Here is a 22208-nt window from a genome sequence, read left to right on the forward strand (position 1 = left end):
AGTTAATAGTGGTAATTATCCTGGCAAAAAATCATTCATCCTCTCTATGTACACATTTTTTGTCACTCTCTCGGTAAAAAGAGGTTAAAAAAGGTTATGTAAAGCAGTCTCGCAAACGTTTGCTTTCCCTGTTAGAATTGCGCCGAATTTTATTTTTCTACCGCAAGTAACGCGTGGGGACCCAAGCAGTGACCGATAAAACCTCTCTTAGCTACAAAGATGCCGGTGTTGATATAGACGCAGGTAATGCTCTGGTTGGAAGAATCAAAGGCGTAGTGAAGAAAACGCGTCGCCCGGAAGTGATGGGCGGTCTGGGCGGCTTCGGTGCGCTGTGTGCGTTGCCGCAAAAATATCGTGAACCCGTGCTGGTTTCCGGCACTGACGGTGTAGGCACCAAGCTGCGCCTGGCAATGGACTTAAAACGTCACGACACCATTGGTATCGATCTGGTCGCCATGTGCGTTAATGACCTGGTGGTGCAAGGCGCTGAGCCGCTGTTTTTCCTCGACTATTACGCAACCGGAAAATTAGATGTCGATACTGCTTCATCAGTGATCAGCGGCATCGCCGAAGGTTGTCTGCAATCCGGGTGTTCGCTGGTAGGTGGCGAAACGGCGGAAATGCCGGGGATGTATCACGGTGAAGATTATGACGTTGCGGGTTTCTGCGTTGGCGTGGTAGAAAAATCAGAAATCATCGACGGTTCTAAAGTCAGCGACGGCGATGTGCTGATTGCGCTTGGCTCCAGCGGTCCGCATTCGAACGGCTATTCGCTGGTGCGCAAAATTCTCGAAGTCAGCGGTTGTGATCCACAAACTACCGAACTTGATGGTAAGCCATTAGCCGATCATCTGTTGGCACCGACCCGCATTTACGTGAAGTCAGTGCTGGAGTTGATCGAAAAGGTCGACGTGCACGCTATTGCGCACCTGACCGGTGGCGGCTTCTGGGAAAATATTCCGCGCGTATTGCCGGAAAACACTCAGGCAGTCATTGATGAATCCTCCTGGCAGTGGCCGGAAGTGTTCAACTGGCTGCAAACGGCGGGTAATGTCGAGCGCCATGAAATGTATCGCACCTTCAACTGCGGCGTCGGGATGATTATCGCCCTGCCTGCTCCGGAAGTGGACAAAGCTCTCACTCTGCTTAATGCCAACGGTGAAAACGCGTGGAAAATCGGTATCATCAAAGCCTCTGATTCCGAACAACGCGTGGTTATCGAATAATGAATATTGTGGTGCTTATTTCCGGCAACGGAAGTAACTTGCAGGCAATTATAGACGCCTGCAAAACCAACAAAATTAAAGGCACCCTACGGGCAGTTTTCAGTAATAAGGCCGACGCGTTCGGCCTTGAACGCGCCCGCAAAGCCGGTATTGCAACGCATACGCTCATCGCCAGCGCGTTTGACAGTCGTGAAGCCTATGACCGGGAGTTGATTCACGAGATCGATATGTACGCTCCCGACGTGGTTGTACTGGCCGGTTTTATGCGCATTCTCAGCCCGGCGTTTGTCTCCCACTATGCTGGTCGTTTGCTGAACATTCACCCTTCCCTGCTGCCAAAATATCCCGGTTTGCACACCCATCGTCAGGCGCTGGAAAATGGCGACGAGGAACACGGTACATCGGTGCATTTCGTTACCGATGAACTGGACGGTGGGCCGGTTATTTTACAGGCAAAAGTCCCGGTATTTGCCGGTGATACAGAAGATGAAATCACCGCCCGCGTACAAACCCAGGAGCACGCTATTTATCCGCTGGTGATTAGCTGGTTTGCCGATGGTCGTCTGAAGATGCACGAAAACGCCGCGTGGCTGGATGGTCAGCGTCTGCCGCCGCAGGGCTACGCTGCCGACGAGTAACGCCGCCGTAGTTAAAGCGCCAGCCCTGCGTTGGCGTTTTTCAATTCACCTGTAAATCGCAGGCTCCAGCAGTTTTTTTCTCCCTTTTCTGGCATAGTTGGACATCTGCCAATATTGCTCGCCATAATATCCAGGCAGTGTCCCGTGAATAAAACGGAGTAAAAGTGGTAATGGGTCAGGAAAAGCTATACATCGAAAAAGAGCTCAGTTGGTTATCGTTCAATGAACGCGTGCTTCAGGAAGCGGCGGACAAATCTAACCCGCTGATTGAAAGGATGCGTTTCCTGGGGATCTATTCCAATAACCTTGATGAGTTCTATAAAGTCCGCTTCGCTGAACTGAAGCGACGCATCATTATTAGCGAAGAACAAGGTTCTAATTCTCATTCCCGCCATTTGCTGGGCAAAATTCAATCCCGCGTGCTGAAAGCCGATCAGGAATTCGACGGCCTCTACAACGAACTGTTGCTGGAGATGGCGCGCAACCAGATTTTCCTGATTAATGAACGCCAGCTCTCTGTCAATCAACAAAACTGGCTGCGTCATTATTTTAAGCAGTATCTGCGTCAGCACATTACGCCGATTCTAATCAACCCTGACACTGACTTAGTGCAGTTCCTGAAAGATGACTACACCTATCTGGCGGTAGAAATTATCCGTGGCGACACTATTCGTTACGCGCTGCTGGAGATCCCCTCAGATAAAGTGCCGCGCTTTGTGAATTTGCCGCCGGAAGCACCGCGCAGACGCAAGCCTATGATTCTTCTGGATAACATTCTGCGTTACTGCCTTGATGATATTTTCAAAGGCTTCTTTGATTATGACGCGCTGAATGCCTATTCAATGAAGATGACCCGCGATGCTGAATACGATTTAGTGCACGAGATGGAAGCCAGCCTGATGGAGCTGATGTCTTCCAGTCTGAAGCAGCGTTTAACCGCAGAACCGGTGCGTTTTGTTTATCAGCGCGATATGCCCAGTGCTCTGGTTGAGGTGTTGCGCGAAAAACTGACGATTTCCCGCTACGACTCCATCGTACCCGGTGGTCGTTATCATAATTTTAAAGACTTTATTAATTTCCCCAATGTCGGCAAAGCGAATCTGGTGAATAAGCCACTGCCACGTTTACGCCACATTTGGTTTGATAAAGCCCAGTTCCGTAACGGTTTTGATGCCATTCGCGAACACGATGTGCTGCTCTATTATCCTTATCACACTTTTGAACATGTGCTGGAACTGCTACGCCAGGCCTCGTTCGACCCAAGCGTACTGGCGATTAAAATTAACATTTACCGCGTAGCGAAAGATTCGCGCATCATCGACTCGATGATCCACGCCGCTCACAACGGTAAGAAAGTCACCGTGGTGGTTGAGTTACAGGCGCGTTTCGATGAAGAAGCCAACATTCACTGGGCAAAACGGCTGACTGAAGCGGGCGTACACGTAATTTTCTCTGCGCCGGGGCTGAAAATTCACGCCAAACTGTTCCTGATTTCACGTAAAGAAAACGGCGAAGTCGTGCGTTACGCGCATATCGGAACCGGGAACTTTAATGAAAAAACCGCGCGTCTTTATACCGACTACTCACTGCTGACCGCCGATGCGCGCATCACCAACGAAGTACGGCGGGTGTTCAACTTTATTGAAAATCCATACCGTCCGGTGACTTTCGATTATTTAATGGTGTCGCCGCAAAACTCCCGTCGTTTGCTGTATGAAATGGTGGATCGTGAGATAGCCAACGCTCAACAAGGGCTGCCTTGCGGTATTACCCTGAAACTGAATAACCTGGTCGATAAAGGTCTGGTCGATCGACTGTATGCGGCCTCCAGTTCCGGCGTGCCGGTGAATCTACTGGTACGCGGAATGTGTTCGCTGATCCCCAATCTGGAAGGTATTAGCGACAATATTCGTGCTATTAGTATTGTCGATCGTTACCTTGAACATGATCGGGTTTATATTTTTGAAAACGGCGGCGATAAAAAAGTTTACCTTTCTTCCGCCGACTGGATGACACGCAATATTGATTATCGTATTGAAGTGGCTACACCGCTACTCGATCCCCGACTGAAGCAGCGGGTGCTGGACATCATCGAAATTCTGTTCAGCGACACGGTCAAAGCGCGTTATATCGATAAAGAACTCAGTAATCGCTACGTCCCCCGTGGTAACCGCCGCAAAGTACGGGCGCAATTGGCGATCTACGACTACATCAAATCACTCGAACAATCTGAATAACCCTATGCCAATACACGACAAATCCCCTCGCCCACAGGAGTTTGCTGCGGTCGATCTTGGTTCAAACAGTTTCCACATGGTCATTGCCCGTGTGGTTGATGGCGCAATGCAGATTATTGGTCGCCTGAAACAACGGGTACATCTGGCGGACGGCCTGGGGCCAGATAATATGTTGAGTGAGGAAGCGATGACGCGTGGCTTAAACTGCCTGTCGCTGTTTGCCGAACGCCTGCAGGGTTTTTCTCCTTCCAGCGTCTGTATTGTCGGAACCCATACTCTACGTCAGGCGCTGAATGCCACTGACTTTCTGAAGCGAGCAGAAAAGGTTATCCCCTACCCAATTGAAATTATTTCCGGCAACGAAGAAGCGCGTCTGATTTTTATGGGCGTGGAGCATACCCAGCCGGAAAAAGGCCGCAAACTGGTTATTGATATTGGTGGCGGCTCAACAGAACTGGTGATTGGTGAAAATTTCGAACCTATTCTCGTGGAAAGTCGCCGGATGGGTTGTGTCAGCTTTGCCCAGCTTTATTTCCAGGGCGGCGTCATCAATAAAGAAAATTTTCAGCGCGCACGCATGGCAGCAGCGCAAAAACTTGAAACCTTAACCTGGCAATTCCGTATCCAGGGCTGGAATGTGGCAATGGGCGCTTCCGGCACCATTAAAGCTGCTCATGAAGTGTTGATGGAAATGGGCGAGAAAGACGGGATAATTACCCCGGAACGTCTGGAAAAACTGGTAAAAGAGGTTTTACGGCACCGTAATTTCGCATCGCTGAGTTTACCGGGTCTTTCCGAAGAGCGGAAAACTGTCTTCGTTCCTGGACTGGCGATTTTATGCGGTGTGTTTGATGCCTTAGCCATCCGTGAACTGCGACTTTCTGACGGGGCGCTTCGTGAAGGCGTACTGTATGAGATGGAAGGACGTTTTCGCCATCAGGATGTGCGTAGCCGCACCGCCAGTAGTCTGGCTAACCAGTATCATATCGACAGTGAACAGGCACGACGGGTGCTGGATACCACTATGCAAATGTACGGACAGTGGCGAGAACAACAACCGAAGCTGGCGCATCCGCAACTGGAGGCGCTACTGCGATGGGCCGCCATGCTGCATGAGGTCGGGTTGAATATCAACCATAGCGGTTTGCATCGCCACTCCGCTTATATTCTGCAAAACAGCGACTTGCCGGGTTTTAATCAGGAACAGCAGTTGATGATGGCGACACTGGTGCGCTATCACCGTAAAGCGATTAAGCTCGACGATCTGCCGCGCTTTACCTTGTTTAAGAAGAAACAGTTCCTGCCACTGATTCAGCTATTACGCCTTGGCGTATTACTCAATAATCAACGTCAGGCTACCACCACGCCGCCAACATTGACGCTGATTACCGATGACAGCCACTGGACCCTGCGTTTTCCGCATGACTGGTTTAGCCAGAACGCGCTGGTATTGCTTGATCTGGAAAAGGAACAAGAATACTGGGAAGGCGTGGCTGGCTGGCGACTAAAAATTGAAGAAGAAAGCACGCCTGAAATTGCGGCTTAATATGAAATGAAAACGGGCCAACATGTTATGTTGGCCCAAATAAATTACGCGCTTTCCCGGACTGGCTCTCTTTCACCCAGTATCGCCACTAACGGCTGAGGTTCACCAATCAAAAATCCTTGCAGATAATCAATACCTAAAGAATGCACCGCTTTGCGAATCTCTTCATTTTCAACATATTCCGCAACCACTTGCATTTTCTTCATTCGCGCCAGATGACAAATTGACGCCACTATCTGGTAATCCAGACTATTCGAGGCAATATTGCGTATGAAGCTGCCATCAATTTTTAATAAATTGGCATTCACATTTTTTAGCCGCGCATAACTGGCGTAGCCGGTGCCGAAATCATCAATTGCAATTTGACATCCTAACTCCTGAAGATGCAGCAACGTATTCTGCGCCTGCTTAACATTGGTCAGGGTATTACTCTCGGTTACCTCAAAGATAAGCTGCCACGCTTCTATTTGATATTTACTTAAAAATTTACTGATATCTAAAGGGAAACTCGCCTGACAAACGGAAGTTGGCGACAGGTTAATAGCAAACCGACGAGCTGGCATTTTTTCTCTATTTTCTGCCATAAATTGCAGTGTATGCTCGATAACCCACATGTCGATACTGGACGATAAGCCAAACTCATGCGCGACCGGTAAGAAATTGTCAGGATTGATGAGTTCGCCATTATCTCCTTTCATGCGCAGCAGAATTTCATGATAAACATCACCGCGCACCCCTGTAATCGGCTGAGCCATCAGGCAAAAATCGTTATGCTCAAGCGCCTGTTGTAGCCGATTCATCATCGCCACCTTGTCTTTCAATTCACGTTGTAAATACATTGCCCCGCGACGCTGCATATTTTCCGGAGTATTGGTCACGATAGAAAGTTCGGCAACCGTATTTAGCTCTCCCAGCAGCAGATATATATGATTAACCGGTGAGCGGACATAGCAATAACTGACGCCAATCTGAGGCTGTAACGGCATTCCATCCCAAAAGAAACGAAACTGCTTCAGATGATTATCCAGCGTGGTAATGCGCTCCTGGTATGATTCTGTATTCAGTCGCAACGCAAGGTCGTTACCGGAAAGCTGATAAACAGCTTCGCCCGGTTCCAGCAACGGTGTCAGCCAGTGTGAAAGTTTTTGTTTATATTGAATGCGTAGCATGATGCCATAGTTCTTTACCAGCATTTCCATGCCGGGGATGCGTAAATAACATAGCGCGGACCAGGGAGCATCACGCAATGCGCGATTCAGGGCACGAATGTTTGGCAGATGAACAACCGGATCCACATATGCAAGCCGTTGAATGCGTCTGACCACCGCTCGCTGACGGGTTGCCAGAACAGCCATATAATTCACAATAAAAGAAAATACCAGATAACTGGAGGAAGTTATGGTCAGTTGCGTGGTATATCCAGGATAAAGGGGAATGTAATTCTGATAGCTGTGAATGCTGATCATCAGCACTACCGCCCAGAGCAGTGATATAAACTTATAGCCATAGCGCATTGCTCCCCACATCATCAGCGGTAGCAATAACGATAACGTATAGTTGGTGCTAAAAATTGTGCTTTTTTCATTTAATGGCATACATAGCAACAACAACAACGCACCCAATGCAAGCAACCAGATCGCAAATTCTTTTTTGGTAACCTTTTTGTCAACCTGCTGTTTTAATTGCGAATAATAGCTACGTAAATAAAACGGATTCCGCACCACCCGAATGATGAAGTAGCACAGTGGGACGCCGATAAGATTACCTACCAGCAAGGCCTGGTAATTGATTAATGTCCCGAGGTTAAAGGGCATAACCCCTACCAGATTATCTCTGCTCGCCAGTAACCCTACAAATGCCGCAAACTGGAAAAGTACCAGAAACAACGTTGCAGGAAAAACAATCTGCCAGAAAATTCGCTGGGAAATTAAGCGGATATCACCATGTGAAACGTTGTTACGCCGGGGAGAAAAGACCCTGTAACCGCCCCAACAAATAATAATAATGATAATAAAATTAGCTGTTAAGGAAAGCGTTTCATAAAGGCCAAGCTCCGCATACTTACGAACAAAAATGCCTAATGCTATACCCGGTAATGCAGCCCAGCTAAAAAACATCATCATGCTGATCATCAGAGCCAAGGGCAGATAAAAGAGAAAGACTTCACCGGAGGAAATATGCGCAAAAGTATTTATTTGTGCGAAAATGGGCAAGATTAAAGAAGGCAGGATCAGCGGAAGCCCCCACCATTTATCACGTATTTTTATATAAGTTGCATTCAGTTTCATAGATGCTCAACAGAATTCCCCACATCCTGAAAGGGGTGTATTCAGACAGGCATCCCACCTGAATTCGACGGATGATTATTCATCACTATAGAGAGTATCGATTCTAAGTGTCATATGAAAGTTCCAATTGATATATATCAAACAAAATAACCATGATTAATGAATTATTACGTTTATCATGTTAAGCCATCATTATTACATCATTGTTGTAAATAATTAAATCAATTTCCATAACATTAGAATATGTATCCGCTGACGCTTTTTTACATAATAGAGAATTGACCATTTTGCCCAGGTGTGCCTTAATGTAAGTACCGTCCACAGTGTGGGACATACTTCAAGGAACCTTTTGTGAGTCAGGCAACCAGTATGCGAAAACGACACCGATTTAACAGTCGCATGACCCGTATCGTACTGCTCATCAGCTTTATCTTCTTCTTTGGTCGCTTTATCTACTCGTCCGTGGGTGCCTGGCAGCATCATCAGAGCAAAAAAGAAGCGCAGCAATCCACTCTCTCTATCGAATCCCCGGTACAACGTTAGCGGTTACCTTCTCCATTTTAACTTAACAAGACGGCGCATTGCTGCCCGATGTTTTTGCTCTTTGTAGTTAACAAAGCGGCAGGCATTCTTTCACCTTAAATTTCACCCATTGTCCCGACTGACGTAGATCCTGCCTTAGAAGGCATAAGCTCTAAATTAATACATATATTTAAATTATATTTATTTAATAATTTATTTCTCGCATGAATTTTCATAAATTTAATCTATTACTTTATACGCAATACATTTACTTTGCTCTTTTGATGATCTTAAATATCTTATTTTTCGTAATGTGTATAACAAGGAATAGTGATGAAATTTAAAAAATGTCTTCTGCCTGTGGCAATTTTAGCGTCATTCACCCTGGCTGGATGCCAGTCAAACGCTGACGATCATGCCGCCGATGTTTATCAAACCGATCAACTGAATACAAAACAAGAAACCAAAACTGTTAATATTATTTCTATTCTTCCTGCCAAAGTTGCCGTAGACAACTCACAAAATAAACGGAATGCACAAGCCTTCGGCGCACTTATTGGCGCAGTCGCTGGCGGCGTTATTGGCCATAACGTCGGCTCCGGCAGTAACTCTGGAACGACGGCAGGTGCAGTTGGCGGCGGAGCCGTAGGTGCGGCGGCAGGTTCTATGGTGAATGATAAAACCTTAGTGGAAGGTGTTTCTTTAACATACAAAGAAGGCACCAAAGTGTATACCTCCACCCAGGTGGGTAAAGAGTGCCAGTTCACGACGGGTTTAGCCGTTGTTATTACCACTACGTATAACGAAACGCGTATTCAGCCAAATACAAAATGTCCTGAAAAAAGCTAATAATCAGGAGGATTCATGAAGAAGGTTTTACTTTGCGCCATCTTAGCCGCCTTAAGTAGTTCAACTTTCGCCTCTTCATTACAGGATCAACTCTCTGCTGTCGCAGAAGCGGAACAGCAAGGTAAAAATGAAGAGCAAAGGCAGCATGACGAATGGGTAGCGGAGCGCAACAGGGAAATCCAGCAAGAGAAGCAACGGCGTGCAAATGCCCAGGCCGCCGCTAACAAAAGAGCGGCAACGGCAGCGGCAAATAAGAAAGCTCGTCAGGATAAACTGGACGCCGAAGCCACTGCGGACAAAAAGCGCGATCAAAGTTATGAGGATGAGCTGCGCAGCTTAGAGATTCAGAAACAAAAAATGGCGCTGGCGAAAGAAGAAGCCCGCGTTAAGCGAGAAAACGAATTTATCGATCAGGAACTGAAGCACAAAGCCGCGCAAACCGATGTTGTGCAGTCAGAAGCTGATGCTAACAGGAATATGACTGAAGGCGGTCGCGATTTAATGAAGAGCGTAGGTAAAGCAGAAGAGAATAAATCGGACAGTTGGTTTAATTAATCGATGTTAGTAACTTCAAGCCTATAATTCTTGAGGATAAAAAACCCTCTGTAGTAACAGAGGGTTTTGTTCATTCATAGTGCAGGGTCAAATCATTCCCACTCAATAGTCGCAGGCGGCTTGCCGCTGATGTCATACACCACGCGGGAAATACCGTTCACTTCATTGATAATGCGATTGGAAACACGACCGAGGAAATCGTACGGCAGGTGCGCCCAGTGTGCGGTCATAAAGTCGATAGTTTCGACAGCACGCAGAGAAACAACCCAATCATACTTACGACCATCGCCCATTACGCCAACGGAACGAACTGGCAGGAAGACAGTGAACGCCTGGCTGACTTTGTCGTACAGATCCGCTTTACGCAGCTCTTCAATGAAGATGGCATCCGCACGGCGCAGCAGGTCGCAGTACTCTTTCTTCACTTCGCCCAGAACACGAACGCCGAGACCCGGCCCCGGGAACGGATGACGGTACAGCATGTCGTACGGCAGGCCCAGCTCCAGACCAATCTTACGCACTTCGTCTTTGAACAGCTCTTTCAGCGGTTCAACCAGGCCCATCTTCATCTCTTTCGGCAGGCCGCCAACGTTGTGGTGAGATTTGATAACGTGCGCTTTACCGGTTGCAGACGCGGCAGATTCAATAACGTCAGGATAGATAGTTCCCTGCGCCAGCCACTTCACATCTTCCAGTTTCAGGGCTTCTTCATCGAATACTTCAACAAAGACACGACCGATGATTTTACGTTTTGCTTCCGGATCGTTTTCGCCAGCCAGTGCTGACAGGAAGCGATCTTCTGCCGGAACGTGAACAATGTTCAGGCCGAAGCGATCGCCAAACATATCCAGAACCTGCTCTGCTTCGTTGAGACGCAGCAGGCCGTTGTCGACAAATACGCAGGTCAGGTTTTTACCAATTGCACGGTGCAGCAGCATCGCAGTAACGGAAGAGTCCACGCCACCAGAGAGGCCAAGGATCACTTTATCGTCACCCACCTGCTCGCGGATGCGGGCTACCGCGTCGTCGATAATTTTCGCCGGTGTCCACAGGGCTTCACACTGGCAGATATCACGCACAAAACGCTCCAGCATACGCATACCCTGACGGGTGTGAGTCACTTCCGGGTGGAACTGCACACCATAGAAGCGTTTTTCTTCGTTAGCCATAATGGCAAACGGGCAGCTTTCGGTGCTGGCTACGGTGACGAAATCTTGAGGAATCGCAGTTACCTTATCACCGTGGCTCATCCACACGTCAAGCAGCGGTTTGCCATCTGCGCTTAATGCATCTTCGATACCATGAATCAGCGCGCTATCAGTTTGTACTTCAACCTGCGCATAACCAAATTCACGTTCGTTAGAGGCTTCAACATGACCACCTAACTGCATCGCCATAGTCTGCATACCATAGCAAACGCCAAATACCGGTACGCCTGCTTCAAAGACATACTGCGGCGCACGCGGGCTGTTTTCTTCGGTGGTACTTTCCGGGCCGCCGGAAAGAATAATGCCGCTTGGATTGAAGTCACGAATTTGTGCTTCTGTCACATCCCACGCCCACAGTTCGCAGTAAACACCCAGTTCACGCACGCGGCGCGCAACCAGTTGAGTGTACTGAGAACCGAAGTCCAGAATGAGGATGCGATGCTTATGAATGTTTTCCGTCATTGACGCTTATTCCGAGGCAAGTGAAACAGATAATATAAATCGCCCGACATGAAGTCGGGCGAAGAGAATCAGGAGCCCAGACGGTAGTTCGGGGACTCTTTGGTGATGGTCACGTCGTGAACGTGGCTTTCCTGAATGCCCGCACCGCTGATACGTACAAACTCCGCTTTAGTACGCAGTTCGTCGATAGTACCACAGCCGGTCAGCCCCATACAGGAGCGCAGGCCGCCCATCTGCTGGTGGATGATCTCTTTCAGGCGGCCTTTGTACGCAACGCGACCTTCGATACCTTCCGGCACCAGTTTGTCAGCGGCATTGTCGCTCTGGAAGTAACGGTCAGAAGAACCTTTGGACATTGCGCCCAGAGAGCCCATCCCACGGTAAGATTTGTAAGAACGCCCCTGGTAGAGTTCGATTTCACCCGGAGATTCTTCAGTACCTGCCAGCATAGAACCTACCATCACCGCGCTTGCACCAGCAGCGATAGCTTTCGCAATATCGCCAGAGAAACGAATACCACCATCAGCGATAACCGGAATACCGGTGCCTTCCAGGGCTTCTACTGCATCAGCAACGGCAGTGATCTGCGGAACACCTACACCAGTAACGATACGAGTCGTACAAATAGAGCCAGGACCGATACCGACTTTAACCGCGCTGCAACCTGCTTCTGCCAGCGCGCGAGCACCAGCAGCCGTTGCCACGTTGCCGCCGATGATTTGCAGATCCGGATATTTAGCACGGGTTTCACGGATACGCTGCAGAACGCCTTCAGAATGGCCGTGAGAGGAGTCGATCAGCAGAACGTCAACGCCTGCGGCAACCAGCGCATCAACACGCTCTTCGTTTCCAGCACCCGCGCCAACCGCTGCGCCAACACGCAGACGACCTTGTTCATCTTTACACGCGTTCGGTTTACGTTCCGCTTTCTGGAAGTCTTTCACGGTGATCATGCCGATCAGGTGGAATTCATCATCAACCACCAGCGCCTTCTCAACGCGTTTTTCGTGCATTTTTGCCAGCACAACTTCGCGGGCTTCACCTTCACGCACGGTCACCAGACGCTCTTTCGGCGTCATGTAAACGCTAACCGGTTGGTTCAGATCGGTCACAAAACGCACGTCACGACCGGTGATGATGCCGACCAGTTCGTTTTCTTCAGTAACGACCGGGTAGCCCGCAAAGCCATTACGTTCAGTCAGTTCTTTCACTTCGCGCAGCGTCGTGGTTGGAAGAACCGTCTGTGGGTCAGTCACCACGCCAGATTCGTGTTTTTTCACACGGCGAACTTCTTCAGCCTGGCGTTCAATAGACATGTTTTTGTGGATAAAGCCGATACCGCCTTCCTGAGCCAGAGCAATAGCCAGGCGCGCTTCCGTTACGGTATCCATTGCTGCGGAGAGCATAGGGATATTCAGACGAATAGTTTTCGTCAGCTGGGTGCTGAGGTCAGCAGTATTCGGCAGAACGGTAGAATGAGCAGGAACGAGGAGAACGTCGTCAAATGTGAGAGCTTCTTTAGCGATACGTAGCATGGGCAATATCTCGACCAGAGTGGTTAATAAATATTGCCGTGGCATTATACAGAGCGTAACCGATTGCATCTACCCCTTTTTGCAAATAATGCTTGCTATCCCCAGAAGGCGGGTTACTATCGATTGAATAACTTGCTGATTTAGAATTTGATCTCGCTCACATGTTACCGTCTCAATCCCCTGCAATTTTTACCGTTAGCCGCCTGAATCAAACGGTTCGTCTGCTGCTTGAGCAGGAGATGGGACAGGTGTGGATCAGCGGTGAAATCTCGAACTTCACACAACCGGCCTCCGGTCACTGGTACTTTACGCTCAAAGACGATACCGCCCAGGTTCGCTGCGCGATGTTCCGCAACAGCAACCGCCGGGTTACCTTTCGCCCACAGCACGGGCAACAGGTTCTGGTTCGCGCCAACATTACGCTGTATGAGCCGCGCGGTGATTATCAGATTATCGTCGAGAGTATGCAGCCAGCCGGTGAAGGCTTGTTGCAACAGAAATACGAACAGCTAAAAGCGAAGTTGCAGGCTGAAGGTTTGTTCGATCAGCAACTAAAAAAACCTCTCCCCTCCCCCGCGCACTGTGTCGGTGTGATTACATCCAAAACCGGCGCGGCGCTGCACGATATTTTGCATGTGTTAAAACGTCGAGATCCTTCTCTGCCGGTGATTATTTACCCTACCGCCGTACAGGGCGATGATGCGCCGGGGCAAATCGTTCGCGCAATTGAACTGGCGAACCTGCGCAACGAATGCGACGTCTTGATCGTCGGTCGCGGCGGCGGTTCGCTGGAAGATTTGTGGAGTTTTAACGACGAGCGCGTGGCGAGGGCGATTTTTGCCAGCCGTATTCCGATTGTCAGCGCCGTCGGTCATGAAACCGATGTGACTATCGCCGACTTTGTTGCCGACCTACGCGCACCAACCCCCTCTGCCGCCGCCGAAGTGGTGAGCCGCAATCAGCAGGAGTTACTGCGCCAGGTGCAATCTTCCCGCCAGCGGCTGGAAATGGCGATGGATTATTATCTCGCCAACCGTACCAGGCGCTTTACGCAGATCCACCATCGTTTACAGCAGCAACATCCGCAGTTACGTCTGGCGCGCCAGCAAACCATGCTGGAGCGGCTGCAAAAGCGGATGAGCTATGCACTGGAAAATCAACTCAAACGAGTCGTGCAGCAACAGCAACGGCTTGAACAGCGTCTGAATCAGCAAAATCCTCAACCACGCATTCATCGCGCGCAGACTCGCATTCAACAACTGGAATATCGCCTGGCAGAAACTCTGCGAGCACAGCTTAGTGCCACGCGTGAACGCTTTGGTAATGCAGTGACACATCTGGAAGCCGTGAGTCCACTATCCACGCTGGCGCGTGGCTATAGCGTCACCAGCACCGCCGATGGAACAGTGCTAAAGCAGGTTAAGCAGGTGAAAACGGGCGATACGTTGACCACGCGGTTAGGTGATGGCGTGGTGATTAGCGAAGTCAGTGCTGTAACAAAAACGCGTAAACCGCGTAAGAAAGCGGCTAATCCGTAGGCCGGATAAGATGCGCCAAGCATCGCATCCGGCACAGGCTCTCGCTCATGCCGGATGCGGCGTAAGTGTTACTGGAAGCAGGTGGCAAACCCTGATGTCGTCGCCGGGGAGATTGCACAGTCCAATGAGCCCGCAGGTTCAATGATACCGCAATAGAGGCTGCCAGAGCGGCTTTGCGATAAATACGGGAAGCTGGGCGATGACGGCCATCCCAACGCGCTAAAGCTGGAATGCAGCGTTTGCAGTTCGCTGTATTCCGGTGCATTCCCCAGTCTGCCGCACTGTTTCGCCAGATCCCATTTACTGCTGTCAACCGTATGCGCCAGCGCCCAGATTTCATTATTGACGACCGGCGTTACCGCTGCGACAGCATTCGACGACAGTTCTGACTTCAGCAACGGACGGTGCAATGTTTTGCCGCTTACCGTCTCGGTGTCGCTCATATTCCCCCAGAAGTAGGCACTTGCCACGTTCGGGCTGGTCACTACTGTGAAAATGGCATCCATCGTCGCGGTGATGCTGGTGTTATCGGTCAGCGTCACCGTCAGCGGCGTTTTATATCCAGGCGTATTATCCTGTTTAATCATAAACGTCGCCGTACCGTCAGAACCGGTGGTTCCCTGAAGTGTATTACCGCTATCGGATAACGTGACCATCGCGCCAGTGGACGGCTGAACGCGCAGGTCATCCATCGCCGCCACGTCGCCATACAAAGTCGCCCCTGGGTTGCGTGGCACGGCATCACCGCGCGTCAGTGTAAAGGCCACGTTCGGCACCGGTTTCCCGGCGCTGTCTTTCACTGTGACTGTCACCGGCATAGATTCCCCTTTCTTCACCTTCGCAGCCTGAGTGGTAGCGTCAAATACCGTTGAGGTGAGCGTTACGGTAGACACCGAAACGTTAGGGTTCAGCAAGCAGGCCTGCAATGCACGGCTTCTGCTCGCCGCCTCAGCCTGGCCATTATACAAATCGACAGTCGCGCATCTGTTGGCTCCGCTGGTATCACACGTCGAGTCCACTGCCCACCAGGCATATCCCGATGACTCCACCGGCCAGCCGGTATCAGCCACCAATGTTCCATTGGGATGACGGTGATACAGCGATATAAGTTGCTCGTTGGTCGGCCAGCGCGCGGCCTCACACGCCGCCGTGCCGCTACGTTCCCTTTCCTGAACAGTAGGCACAAGCCAACTTTCACTATTTAAATCCTTAACGTGAACGCCTGAGGTGTTCGTTAACTCAGCCTTTATTTTAGGCCGCACAAAAACGGTGCCATCTGCCGCCGTCACCATTTCCGCCATATGCCCCCACATGTTGGCTACGCTAACGTCCGGGCTGGTGAGAACCGTGAAAATTGCGTCCAGCGAGTCGGTTAGCATAGGGCTACTGCCAAGTGCTGATGCGGTTATCGGTGTTCTAAGACCGGTCGAGCTATCCTGGTGAAGATTCAGCGTCGCTTTACCCTGAGCATCGGTCTGAATAACCAGATAACTGGTATTACTCCGACCATTCATGCTGGCGCTTTGTATGGTTTGTGCTGGGTTGAACGTATCGGCCACCAAATCATCCGTCGTTACCGTTTCGCTGAGCGATGTGCCCGCACGATTGTAACTGGCGGCACGCAAAATCCCCACCGACTCAAATGCCGCAGGAGAGCCATCTGGTCGGGTCACCGTAATCGTCAGCGGCAGCGGTGAGCCTTTATGCGCTTTTCCGGCCGGCAACGAACTATCCCAGTTTTCCGCCGCCGTGGTCAGGGTAATTTTGCCTACCGACTCCGCACTCTCCAGGCAGGTCTGGAAGTTGAGATCTGTAGCATCTGAAGCTGCCTGCCCAGTCGTTCCCGATTTGAGATTAATGTACTGATAACTGATCTTCGCTGTGCCTGGACTAGTGACTACGCTTCGCGACCAGAAGTACGGTCTTGGCAATGTTGACTTATCCAGCGGCCAGCCCTGTGCCGTTTCAATGGTTCCCGAAGGATACGCTTCATATAACGATTGCAAATCGTTAATAGACGGCAGTTTATCTTTACAACCTCCCTGCATACCACTCAGCGCATTAGCGATAGTCAGTCGCTGCCAGTTCTCATTGTTGACAATAAGCCCGTTTGAAGAACCTGCCTCCACTTTTAACAATGGACGTTTAAATACCTTGCCGTTATGTGCTGTTAAGGTTTCCGGCATATGCCCCCAGAAATTCGCTTTTGGCGTATCCGGGCTGGTGATGGCAGTGAAAATAGCACTCAGGGTATTCGACGTTATTGCGCTACCGTCATCGATTTCCGCCGTCAGTGGAATACGCGTCCCCTTCCCATTATTGGGCTGATATAGCGTAAATGTCGTCGAACCATCAGCCCCAGTCACGCTGTAATATTTATTGCCATCATCAAGGTAGTCGCTACTGTTACTGTAGCTGTCCCCTACATGTAACAACCGTGACTGGTTATCCATGCTAATCGAATTCGGGTTACGGGGCAGTGTGATACCATGATTCAGCGTAAACGGTACATAGCCCAGCGGGTTACCCTGCGCATCTCGGGTCGTCACTACCATAGTGATTTGATCCCCGACTTTGTTGTAATCCGTTCTGACTTTTACCGCATCGTTACCATCATATTTAGCCGCCTGGGCTGACCTCAACTCAATGGTGCTAACCGACGGGTTTGCCGTTGTCTGACAGGTCAAATACCCGTTGTCCGTTGCCGCCAGACTACTGCTGGTGCCGCCGTTAAGCTGCACGCCTTTGTATTTACGATCGCCAATACTGTTCTGGTCCGGCGTACTGGAGTCATAGGATTTCAGTATCGGCCAGCCGTCAACCGAGTGCCCGTGCCAGGCGCCAGAGAGCGCGACCAGCGAGTTCATGGAGGGGACATAATCCGTACCACAGCCGCCATTACTGTTCTTCGCTGCCTGCGCTTCTGTAAACAGCGCCCAGATTTCGTTATCTTCTTCCGGCCCCTTGCGTTTATTGCCGGGGCTACCGGTCAACTCTGAAAACAGGATCGGGCGCTTAAACGTCAGACCACCTGCCGTTAGCGTTTCCGGCATGTGCCCCCACATTTTTGCTTTTGCACTATCCGGGCTGGTGACGACGGTGAAAATGGTATCCATCGATGCATTTTTTGTTGGATCGGAATAGAGCGCAGCGGTGAGTGCCGTTTTCGTGCCATAGGTATCCGGGCGCGTAATGTTGAGTATTTTACTGCCATCGCTACCTGTCAGGGCGGCATACGCCGTAGCGGTATCATTGAGCGCCATTTCATCTGGCAGACCAGCATCAACCACCACCGATGAGACAACCCCATCGCTGCTGCCTGCCGTATGACGCTCACCTGGGCGGGTATAGCCATCACCGCGTTTCAGGGTAAACGGCATATCTGCCATCGGGTTACCGGCAGCATCTTTTACCGTCACTTTCACCTGCAACGTCTCGCCCTTTTTCAGCTTCGCTGCGTTAAGCGAACTGTTCCACTGCGCCTGGTTCACAACTTCAAGCATGATGATACTTGCAGGCGGATTAGCGGTAGCTAAACACGTCATATACGTTGGCGTGGTATTCGCACTCTCTATACTGCCGTTATTCAACCAGACCGCCGCCAGATGCGGCACTTTATCGACAGGTGTGCTGCTCCAGTACTCTTCACGCTGGGTTGGCCAACCGTGAACCGTCTGGATAGTATTATTGTCGTTGGCGGCATAAAGCATATTTAGCTGTTCTTTGCGCGGCACTTTATTGACTCCGCAACCGCCCGCCGCCGTATTTTCAATATCCGCCTGCGCCACGCGTACCCAGGTTTCGTTATTTTCAGCCAGTTGACTGGTTTCACCACTGACTTCATTAATCAGTTTTGGGCGTTCAAAGGTTAGCGACCCAACGGTGATGGTGTTATCCATGTGACCCCACATTTTCGCACCGGTCACATCCGGGCTGGTGGGAACGGTAAAGATCACGTAGTAGTTGATTGTGTTCGGCAGCACGGAATTGGTCGGTGTGACGATAAGTTTGGTTCTTAAACCTACCCCCTGCGGCTGCTCGATAACGACGGTCGCCATGCCCTGCGCGTCCGTGGTGCCAGAGTAGACCATCGAAGGCTGTGAGGTGCCATATTGCGTGCCGTTCAGGGTTATCGCACCATTGCTGGGATCGCTATAGTCGGTTGCCTTTCCTTCTCTATCAAGGCTGATATCTTTCGTGATAGTAAAGTCAGCATAAGGGATGGGCGCATTATTTTGACCATTGACTGTACGCACCGTCATGGTGATTTTTTCGCCGACTTTTGCTCTTGCCTGTTTAGAGGTGGGTGAAACATCTTTATCGGTTTCCACCACCACCCGCGCAATCAGTTCGTTGGCAGAACAGGAGAGATAGTTGGGTTTAAAACCGGAATAGGTATCCACTCCCCCCGTTCCCAGGTCTACAGACGAATGCAATTCGGCTTGCTGGGCGGCGGTAAGATAATCATAGTTTGCCGTCGGCCAGCCATGTTCAGTGCCTATCGTATTTCCCTGATGACCCGCAAATAAAATCTCCAGAGAACTTTGCGAGGGAATATGCCCCACACCGCATTCCGCCTGCATACTGGTATTCTGGTCAAACAACGCCCAGTCTTCATTATTTTCACGCATCACCCCTACTTCATGCGTCGTTTCATCCGCCAGGCGTGGCCGTTTATAGAGATTCCCCTCCGCCATAATCCCACTGCCCATATGGCCCCACATGCGGGCATATTCGCTGTCCGGGCTGGTGACCACGGTGAAGATGACGTCTTTGGCATCCGATGCGTTATAGTTACTACGCATCGCCGCCGTGATGTGTGTTTTCACACCAACGCCGTCTGGCTGACTTAACGTCAGTGTGGCCTGGCCATTAGCGTCAGTAATCCCTTCGTAATTATGCGCATCTACCTGTTGTAGGTTGGTGCCACCACTGATTTGAACCGGGTGCGTCTCCCAGGTGGGATTGGATTGATTTTTACGGTTAACGCCGTCGTCCAGATGCAAAGAGAAATAGTAATACGCTAACGGCTGATCGTTATTTTTGTTGTCAGTAATAGTCAGACGCATGATGGCGTCTTCCCCAACCTTCGCTTTCATCGCCTGCGCCGTATCATTAAAACTCGCGGGCGTGAGAACAATTTTCGGTTCGACGTCCGGAGCTTCTTTATCGACACAACTGACCAGGAATTTCGTCGCATCTGGTTTTTGCGCCTCGCTACGGTTAGAAACGTCAGCCGCGTGGTGCATTCCACTTGCCCCCGCCAGCGAAGACCAGTAATAGTTTCCCTGCATTGGCCATCCCGCCACTTCCTGAATCGAGGTGGGAATGACCGTTGCCAACGCGCCGAACTGACGCATACCCGGCAAAATGTCACAGTGGTTATCAGCCCCACTCCAGACAAACGTGGACCAGGTTTCATTGTGATCGTCTGCGGTGCCATCCTCATTGCTGACTTCCGCCGCCAGTTTTGGTCGGCTGAAGGTGTACTGCTGCGCTTTCAGCGTATCCGGCATGTGACCCCACATACTGGCGACCGCAACGTCCGGGCTGGTCAGAACGGTAAAAATCACTGCCGTTTCGCTGGTTTGTGTAATGCCTGGCAGACTGACAACCAGCGGAGTTTTTACGCCTGGTCCGGCAGGCTGCGTGACGGTGACGGTCGCGGTGCCGTTGGCATCGGTTGTGCCGTGATACTCTGTTGTGGTCGTGGTAAGTTCCGTGCTATCGATGCTCACCGGGCCGGTGTTATTGACAACATCCTGGCGATTCCTTGCGTCTTTCCGTTTGATAACAAAGGGAAGATTTCCTGTTGGGTTACCCTCGCAGTTTTTGGTGGTCACCGTTAAGGTTATCGTACTGCCGACGGTGGTTTTTGCTGCCTTTAGCGTATCGTCATAACCACTGACGCTTGCACTCACTAAATCACCCTGGGCTGCGGCAATATTGAGCGTCACCTGCTTTTCGTTCAACAACACCGAACCCTGATTTGGCACGCCGGTCAGGGTAAAAAGATTCAGCGTCGGAAGCGTTTCTTTAGAGTCAAACTGTGGAATGACTACCAGCTTATGCCCCGCCAGGTTTTGCGCGCAGAAGGAGCGATCGGCGCGAGGCTGCGGGTCGAGCGGCACATCAGACGTGGCAGCCTCCGCCCATACCAGCGAAACGTCAGGTAGCGTTTGGTTTTGCCAGCGCAGCAGCGGCGGAGTGCTGAACATGTCACCTTCGGTATCGCCCGGGTTAATTAAAATCATACTGGTTGCGCTGGCATCCACGCTGAAGTTCCCCGGCATGGCCGTACTGGCGACATTATGCTCTTTGGCGGGATCAAGCTGGATACTGCCCTGATAAACGGGCACACTGGCGCTGTCTGCTATGGGAGGGGTGCCATTTATGGCATCCGTTGAAACGGCGGTATGTTGCCACTGGCTCCCTTTCAATGCCGCTACTGCTGGCGTAGCCAGAGTAAGCATTAAACATGCCATCACCATTTTTACGCGTTTCAATTTCCCGTCCATGAGTGAAACCTGCCCGTTAACGTTACTTTCTTACCTCAACCCACTTTGCTTAACGTTGGCTAAGCAAAGTGTGCGGAAAAGCACCATTCCCATACGGGAATGGTGCCGGTAAAGATTATTTTCTCTGGTAGTCGATAGACAAACCGTAGCCCTGAACACCGTCTGCGCCAATAGTGAGGCCGCCTTCGGAATAGTCGAAAGAGGTCTTCGCTTCGGCGTTGGTAACCGGGATGACCAGGTCGTTGTTGTTGTGGCTCGGGTTGACAATCCCGCCGTTAGTACCCAACTGCAAACTGGTGCCTGTAAAGCGCCAGCGGTAGTTGTACTGGTTGGTAACTTCTTCACCCGTATCATAGGTTCCATTGCTGTTTCCATCTTTCCACAGCATGACCTGATAGGTGGTATTGGTTTTGAGTTTGGTTGCTTTGCCCAGCAGGTTGGTATTAACGCCCTGTTCATGAATGACCACTTTAACCGCATCATCAAACACCGGACCTTCAGGAATATCATCGCTGTCAGAACCACCACCAGCATTTGTCGAGAGGTCAAGCATCACCAACTGTTCTGCGACGTTAGGGTCACCGGTTGTGGTGGTTGGTGTGATCTTCAAGCCGATGTATCGATCCGCATCTGCTGCAGCGATGGTGTAAGTGTCACTGCCAACTGTACCAATCTCTCTTGGGTCACCACCCGCTTGATCTTTGTAGCTCATCCATTGCAGCGTGGCTTTTGTCGCTGTGTTGTTGTCATCAAGATCGCCCTGGGTATCGCCAATGGCCCAGTTTGCCGTTAACTTATCGCCAACATGAAATTGCTTTTCGCCATCCGTTGAAGCAGTTCGCGCACCGCGATCAATAGTAATAGTCACATGAGATTTATCAGCATCGCTCGTTTCTGTCGCGCTACGAGTTATCCACGGCACTGTACCCTGAATCGTTCCGGTTGATTGCGTCTCTGATTGCCACTGACCAGCTCTTAGATTACCCTGCCCTTCTGCCATGGCTGCTGGTACTGCGCAGTACCCTGCTAAAGCCAGCGCCAGCGCAACTTTGGTCATCGGTCGCTTTAAATAATGTTTCATTCAAC

14 protein-coding genes are annotated in these 22208 nt (G+C 50.5%); 8 read left to right on the forward strand and 6 right to left on the reverse strand.

The window, feature by feature from the left end; genetic code table 11:
• The first annotated feature begins 188 nt into the window (after positions 1-188).
• The 4 genes from purM (at position 189) to ppx (ending at position 5647) form a co-directional block, all read left to right on the forward strand.
• On the forward strand, positions 189-1226 hold the full coding sequence (purM, locus tag FC814_RS03205; RefSeq protein WP_010344571.1) for a phosphoribosylformylglycinamidine cyclo-ligase: 1038 nt from the start codon (positions 189-191) through the stop codon (positions 1224-1226).
• Positions 1226-1864: a phosphoribosylglycinamide formyltransferase gene (gene purN, locus FC814_RS03210; protein ID WP_001028605.1), complete on the forward strand. Its 639-nt coding sequence runs from the start codon at positions 1226-1228 to the stop codon at positions 1862-1864. The genes purM and purN overlap by 1 nt, the downstream gene beginning before the upstream one ends.
• 170 nt (positions 1865-2034) lie before the next feature.
• Entirely contained in the window at positions 2035-4101 is a 2067-nt protein-coding gene (gene ppk1 / locus FC814_RS03215) for a polyphosphate kinase 1 (RefSeq protein WP_010344570.1), read from the forward strand.
• Positions 4102-4105: 4 nt separating this feature from the next.
• The gene (gene ppx, locus FC814_RS03220; RefSeq protein WP_001121374.1) at positions 4106-5647 is read left to right on the forward strand and encodes an exopolyphosphatase; all 1542 of its coding nucleotides are present in this window, start codon (positions 4106-4108) and stop codon (positions 5645-5647) included.
• A 44-nt stretch (positions 5648-5691) separates the two neighbouring features.
• Here the strand turns inward: ppx and FC814_RS03225 are convergent, their stop codons facing one another.
• Positions 5692-7935, reverse strand: coding sequence for a sensor domain-containing phosphodiesterase (locus FC814_RS03225; RefSeq protein WP_085461011.1), 2244 nt, complete (start codon positions 7933-7935; stop codon positions 5692-5694).
• 181 nt (positions 7936-8116) lie between these two features.
• Complete coding sequence (locus FC814_RS22795; RefSeq protein ID WP_170967942.1) at positions 8117-8269, reverse strand: hypothetical protein; 153 nt, start codon at positions 8267-8269, stop codon at positions 8117-8119.
• A gap of 17 nt (positions 8270-8286) precedes the next feature.
• Between FC814_RS22795 and FC814_RS03230 the strand changes: the two genes are divergently transcribed.
• From FC814_RS03230 to FC814_RS03240, 3 genes are all read left to right on the forward strand, one after another.
• Entirely contained in the window at positions 8287-8478 is a 192-nt protein-coding gene (locus tag FC814_RS03230) for a YfgG family protein (RefSeq protein ID WP_000075999.1), read from the forward strand.
• Positions 8479-8787: 309 nt separating this feature from the next.
• Positions 8788-9306, forward strand: a complete 519-nt coding sequence (locus FC814_RS03235; protein WP_010344568.1) for a glycine zipper 2TM domain-containing protein — start codon at positions 8788-8790, stop codon at positions 9304-9306.
• A 15-nt stretch (positions 9307-9321) separates the two neighbouring features.
• Entirely contained in the window at positions 9322-9861 is a 540-nt protein-coding gene (locus FC814_RS03240; RefSeq protein ID WP_137325505.1) for a DUF5384 family protein, read from the forward strand.
• Between the two features lie 92 nt (positions 9862-9953).
• Here FC814_RS03240 and guaA read toward each other — a convergent pair whose 3' ends face one another.
• Together guaA and guaB are read right to left on the reverse strand one after the other, a co-directional pair.
• Positions 9954-11531 (reverse strand): glutamine-hydrolyzing GMP synthase, encoded by a 1578-nt coding sequence (guaA, locus tag FC814_RS03245; RefSeq protein WP_000138265.1) that lies wholly within the window; start codon positions 11529-11531, stop codon positions 9954-9956.
• 68 nt (positions 11532-11599) lie between these two features.
• On the reverse strand, positions 11600-13066 hold the full coding sequence (gene guaB / locus FC814_RS03250) for an IMP dehydrogenase (protein WP_001299507.1): 1467 nt from the start codon (positions 13064-13066) through the stop codon (positions 11600-11602).
• A gap of 161 nt (positions 13067-13227) precedes the next feature.
• Between guaB and xseA the strand changes: the two genes are divergently transcribed.
• The gene (gene xseA / locus FC814_RS03255; protein ID WP_137325506.1) at positions 13228-14604 is read left to right on the forward strand and encodes an exodeoxyribonuclease VII large subunit; all 1377 of its coding nucleotides are present in this window, start codon (positions 13228-13230) and stop codon (positions 14602-14604) included.
• Positions 14605-14672: 68 nt separating this feature from the next.
• On the opposite strand, the gene FC814_RS03260 is transcribed toward xseA, so the two are convergent.
• Together FC814_RS03260 and FC814_RS03265 are read right to left on the reverse strand one after the other, a co-directional pair.
• The gene (locus tag FC814_RS03260) at positions 14673-21122 is read right to left on the reverse strand and encodes a DUF823 domain-containing adhesin (protein WP_137325507.1); all 6450 of its coding nucleotides are present in this window, start codon (positions 21120-21122) and stop codon (positions 14673-14675) included.
• Positions 21123-21237: 115 nt separating this feature from the next.
• Positions 21238-22203, reverse strand: coding sequence for a SinI family autotransporter-associated protein (locus tag FC814_RS03265; RefSeq protein ID WP_000683616.1), 966 nt, complete (start codon positions 22201-22203; stop codon positions 21238-21240).
• Positions 22204-22208: the final 5 nt, after the last annotated feature.

Source organism: Escherichia sp. MR, assembly GCF_005280595.1.
Lineage (GTDB): Bacteria > Pseudomonadota > Gammaproteobacteria > Enterobacterales > Enterobacteriaceae > Escherichia > Escherichia ruysiae.

Bases quoted from the DNA above. Each gene is read 5' to 3' on its own strand.
- FC814_RS03240 (WP_137325505.1), top strand. From the start codon at position 9,322: ATGAAGAAGGTTTTACTTTGCGCCATCTTAGCCGCCTTAAGTAGTTCA.
- guaB (WP_001299507.1), bottom strand. From the start codon at position 13,066: ATGCTACGTATCGCTAAAGAAGCTCTCACATTTGACGACGTTCTCCTC.
- FC814_RS03265 (WP_000683616.1), bottom strand. From the start codon at position 22,203: ATGAAACATTATTTAAAGCGACCGATGACCAAAGTTGCGCTGGCGCTG.
- ppx (WP_001121374.1), top strand. From the start codon at position 4,106: ATGCCAATACACGACAAATCCCCTCGCCCACAGGAGTTTGCTGCGGTC.
- FC814_RS03260 (WP_137325507.1), bottom strand. From the start codon at position 21,122: ATGGACGGGAAATTGAAACGCGTAAAAATGGTGATGGCATGTTTAATG.
- purN (WP_001028605.1), top strand. From the start codon at position 1,226: ATGAATATTGTGGTGCTTATTTCCGGCAACGGAAGTAACTTGCAGGCA.
- guaA (WP_000138265.1), bottom strand. From the start codon at position 11,531: ATGACGGAAAACATTCATAAGCATCGCATCCTCATTCTGGACTTCGGT.
- FC814_RS03225 (WP_085461011.1), bottom strand. From the start codon at position 7,935: ATGAAACTGAATGCAACTTATATAAAAATACGTGATAAATGGTGGGGG.
- FC814_RS22795 (WP_170967942.1), bottom strand. From the start codon at position 8,269: ATGTCCCACACTGTGGACGGTACTTACATTAAGGCACACCTGGGCAAA.
- ppk1 (WP_010344570.1), top strand. From the start codon at position 2,035: ATGGGTCAGGAAAAGCTATACATCGAAAAAGAGCTCAGTTGGTTATCG.
- xseA (WP_137325506.1), top strand. From the start codon at position 13,228: ATGTTACCGTCTCAATCCCCTGCAATTTTTACCGTTAGCCGCCTGAAT.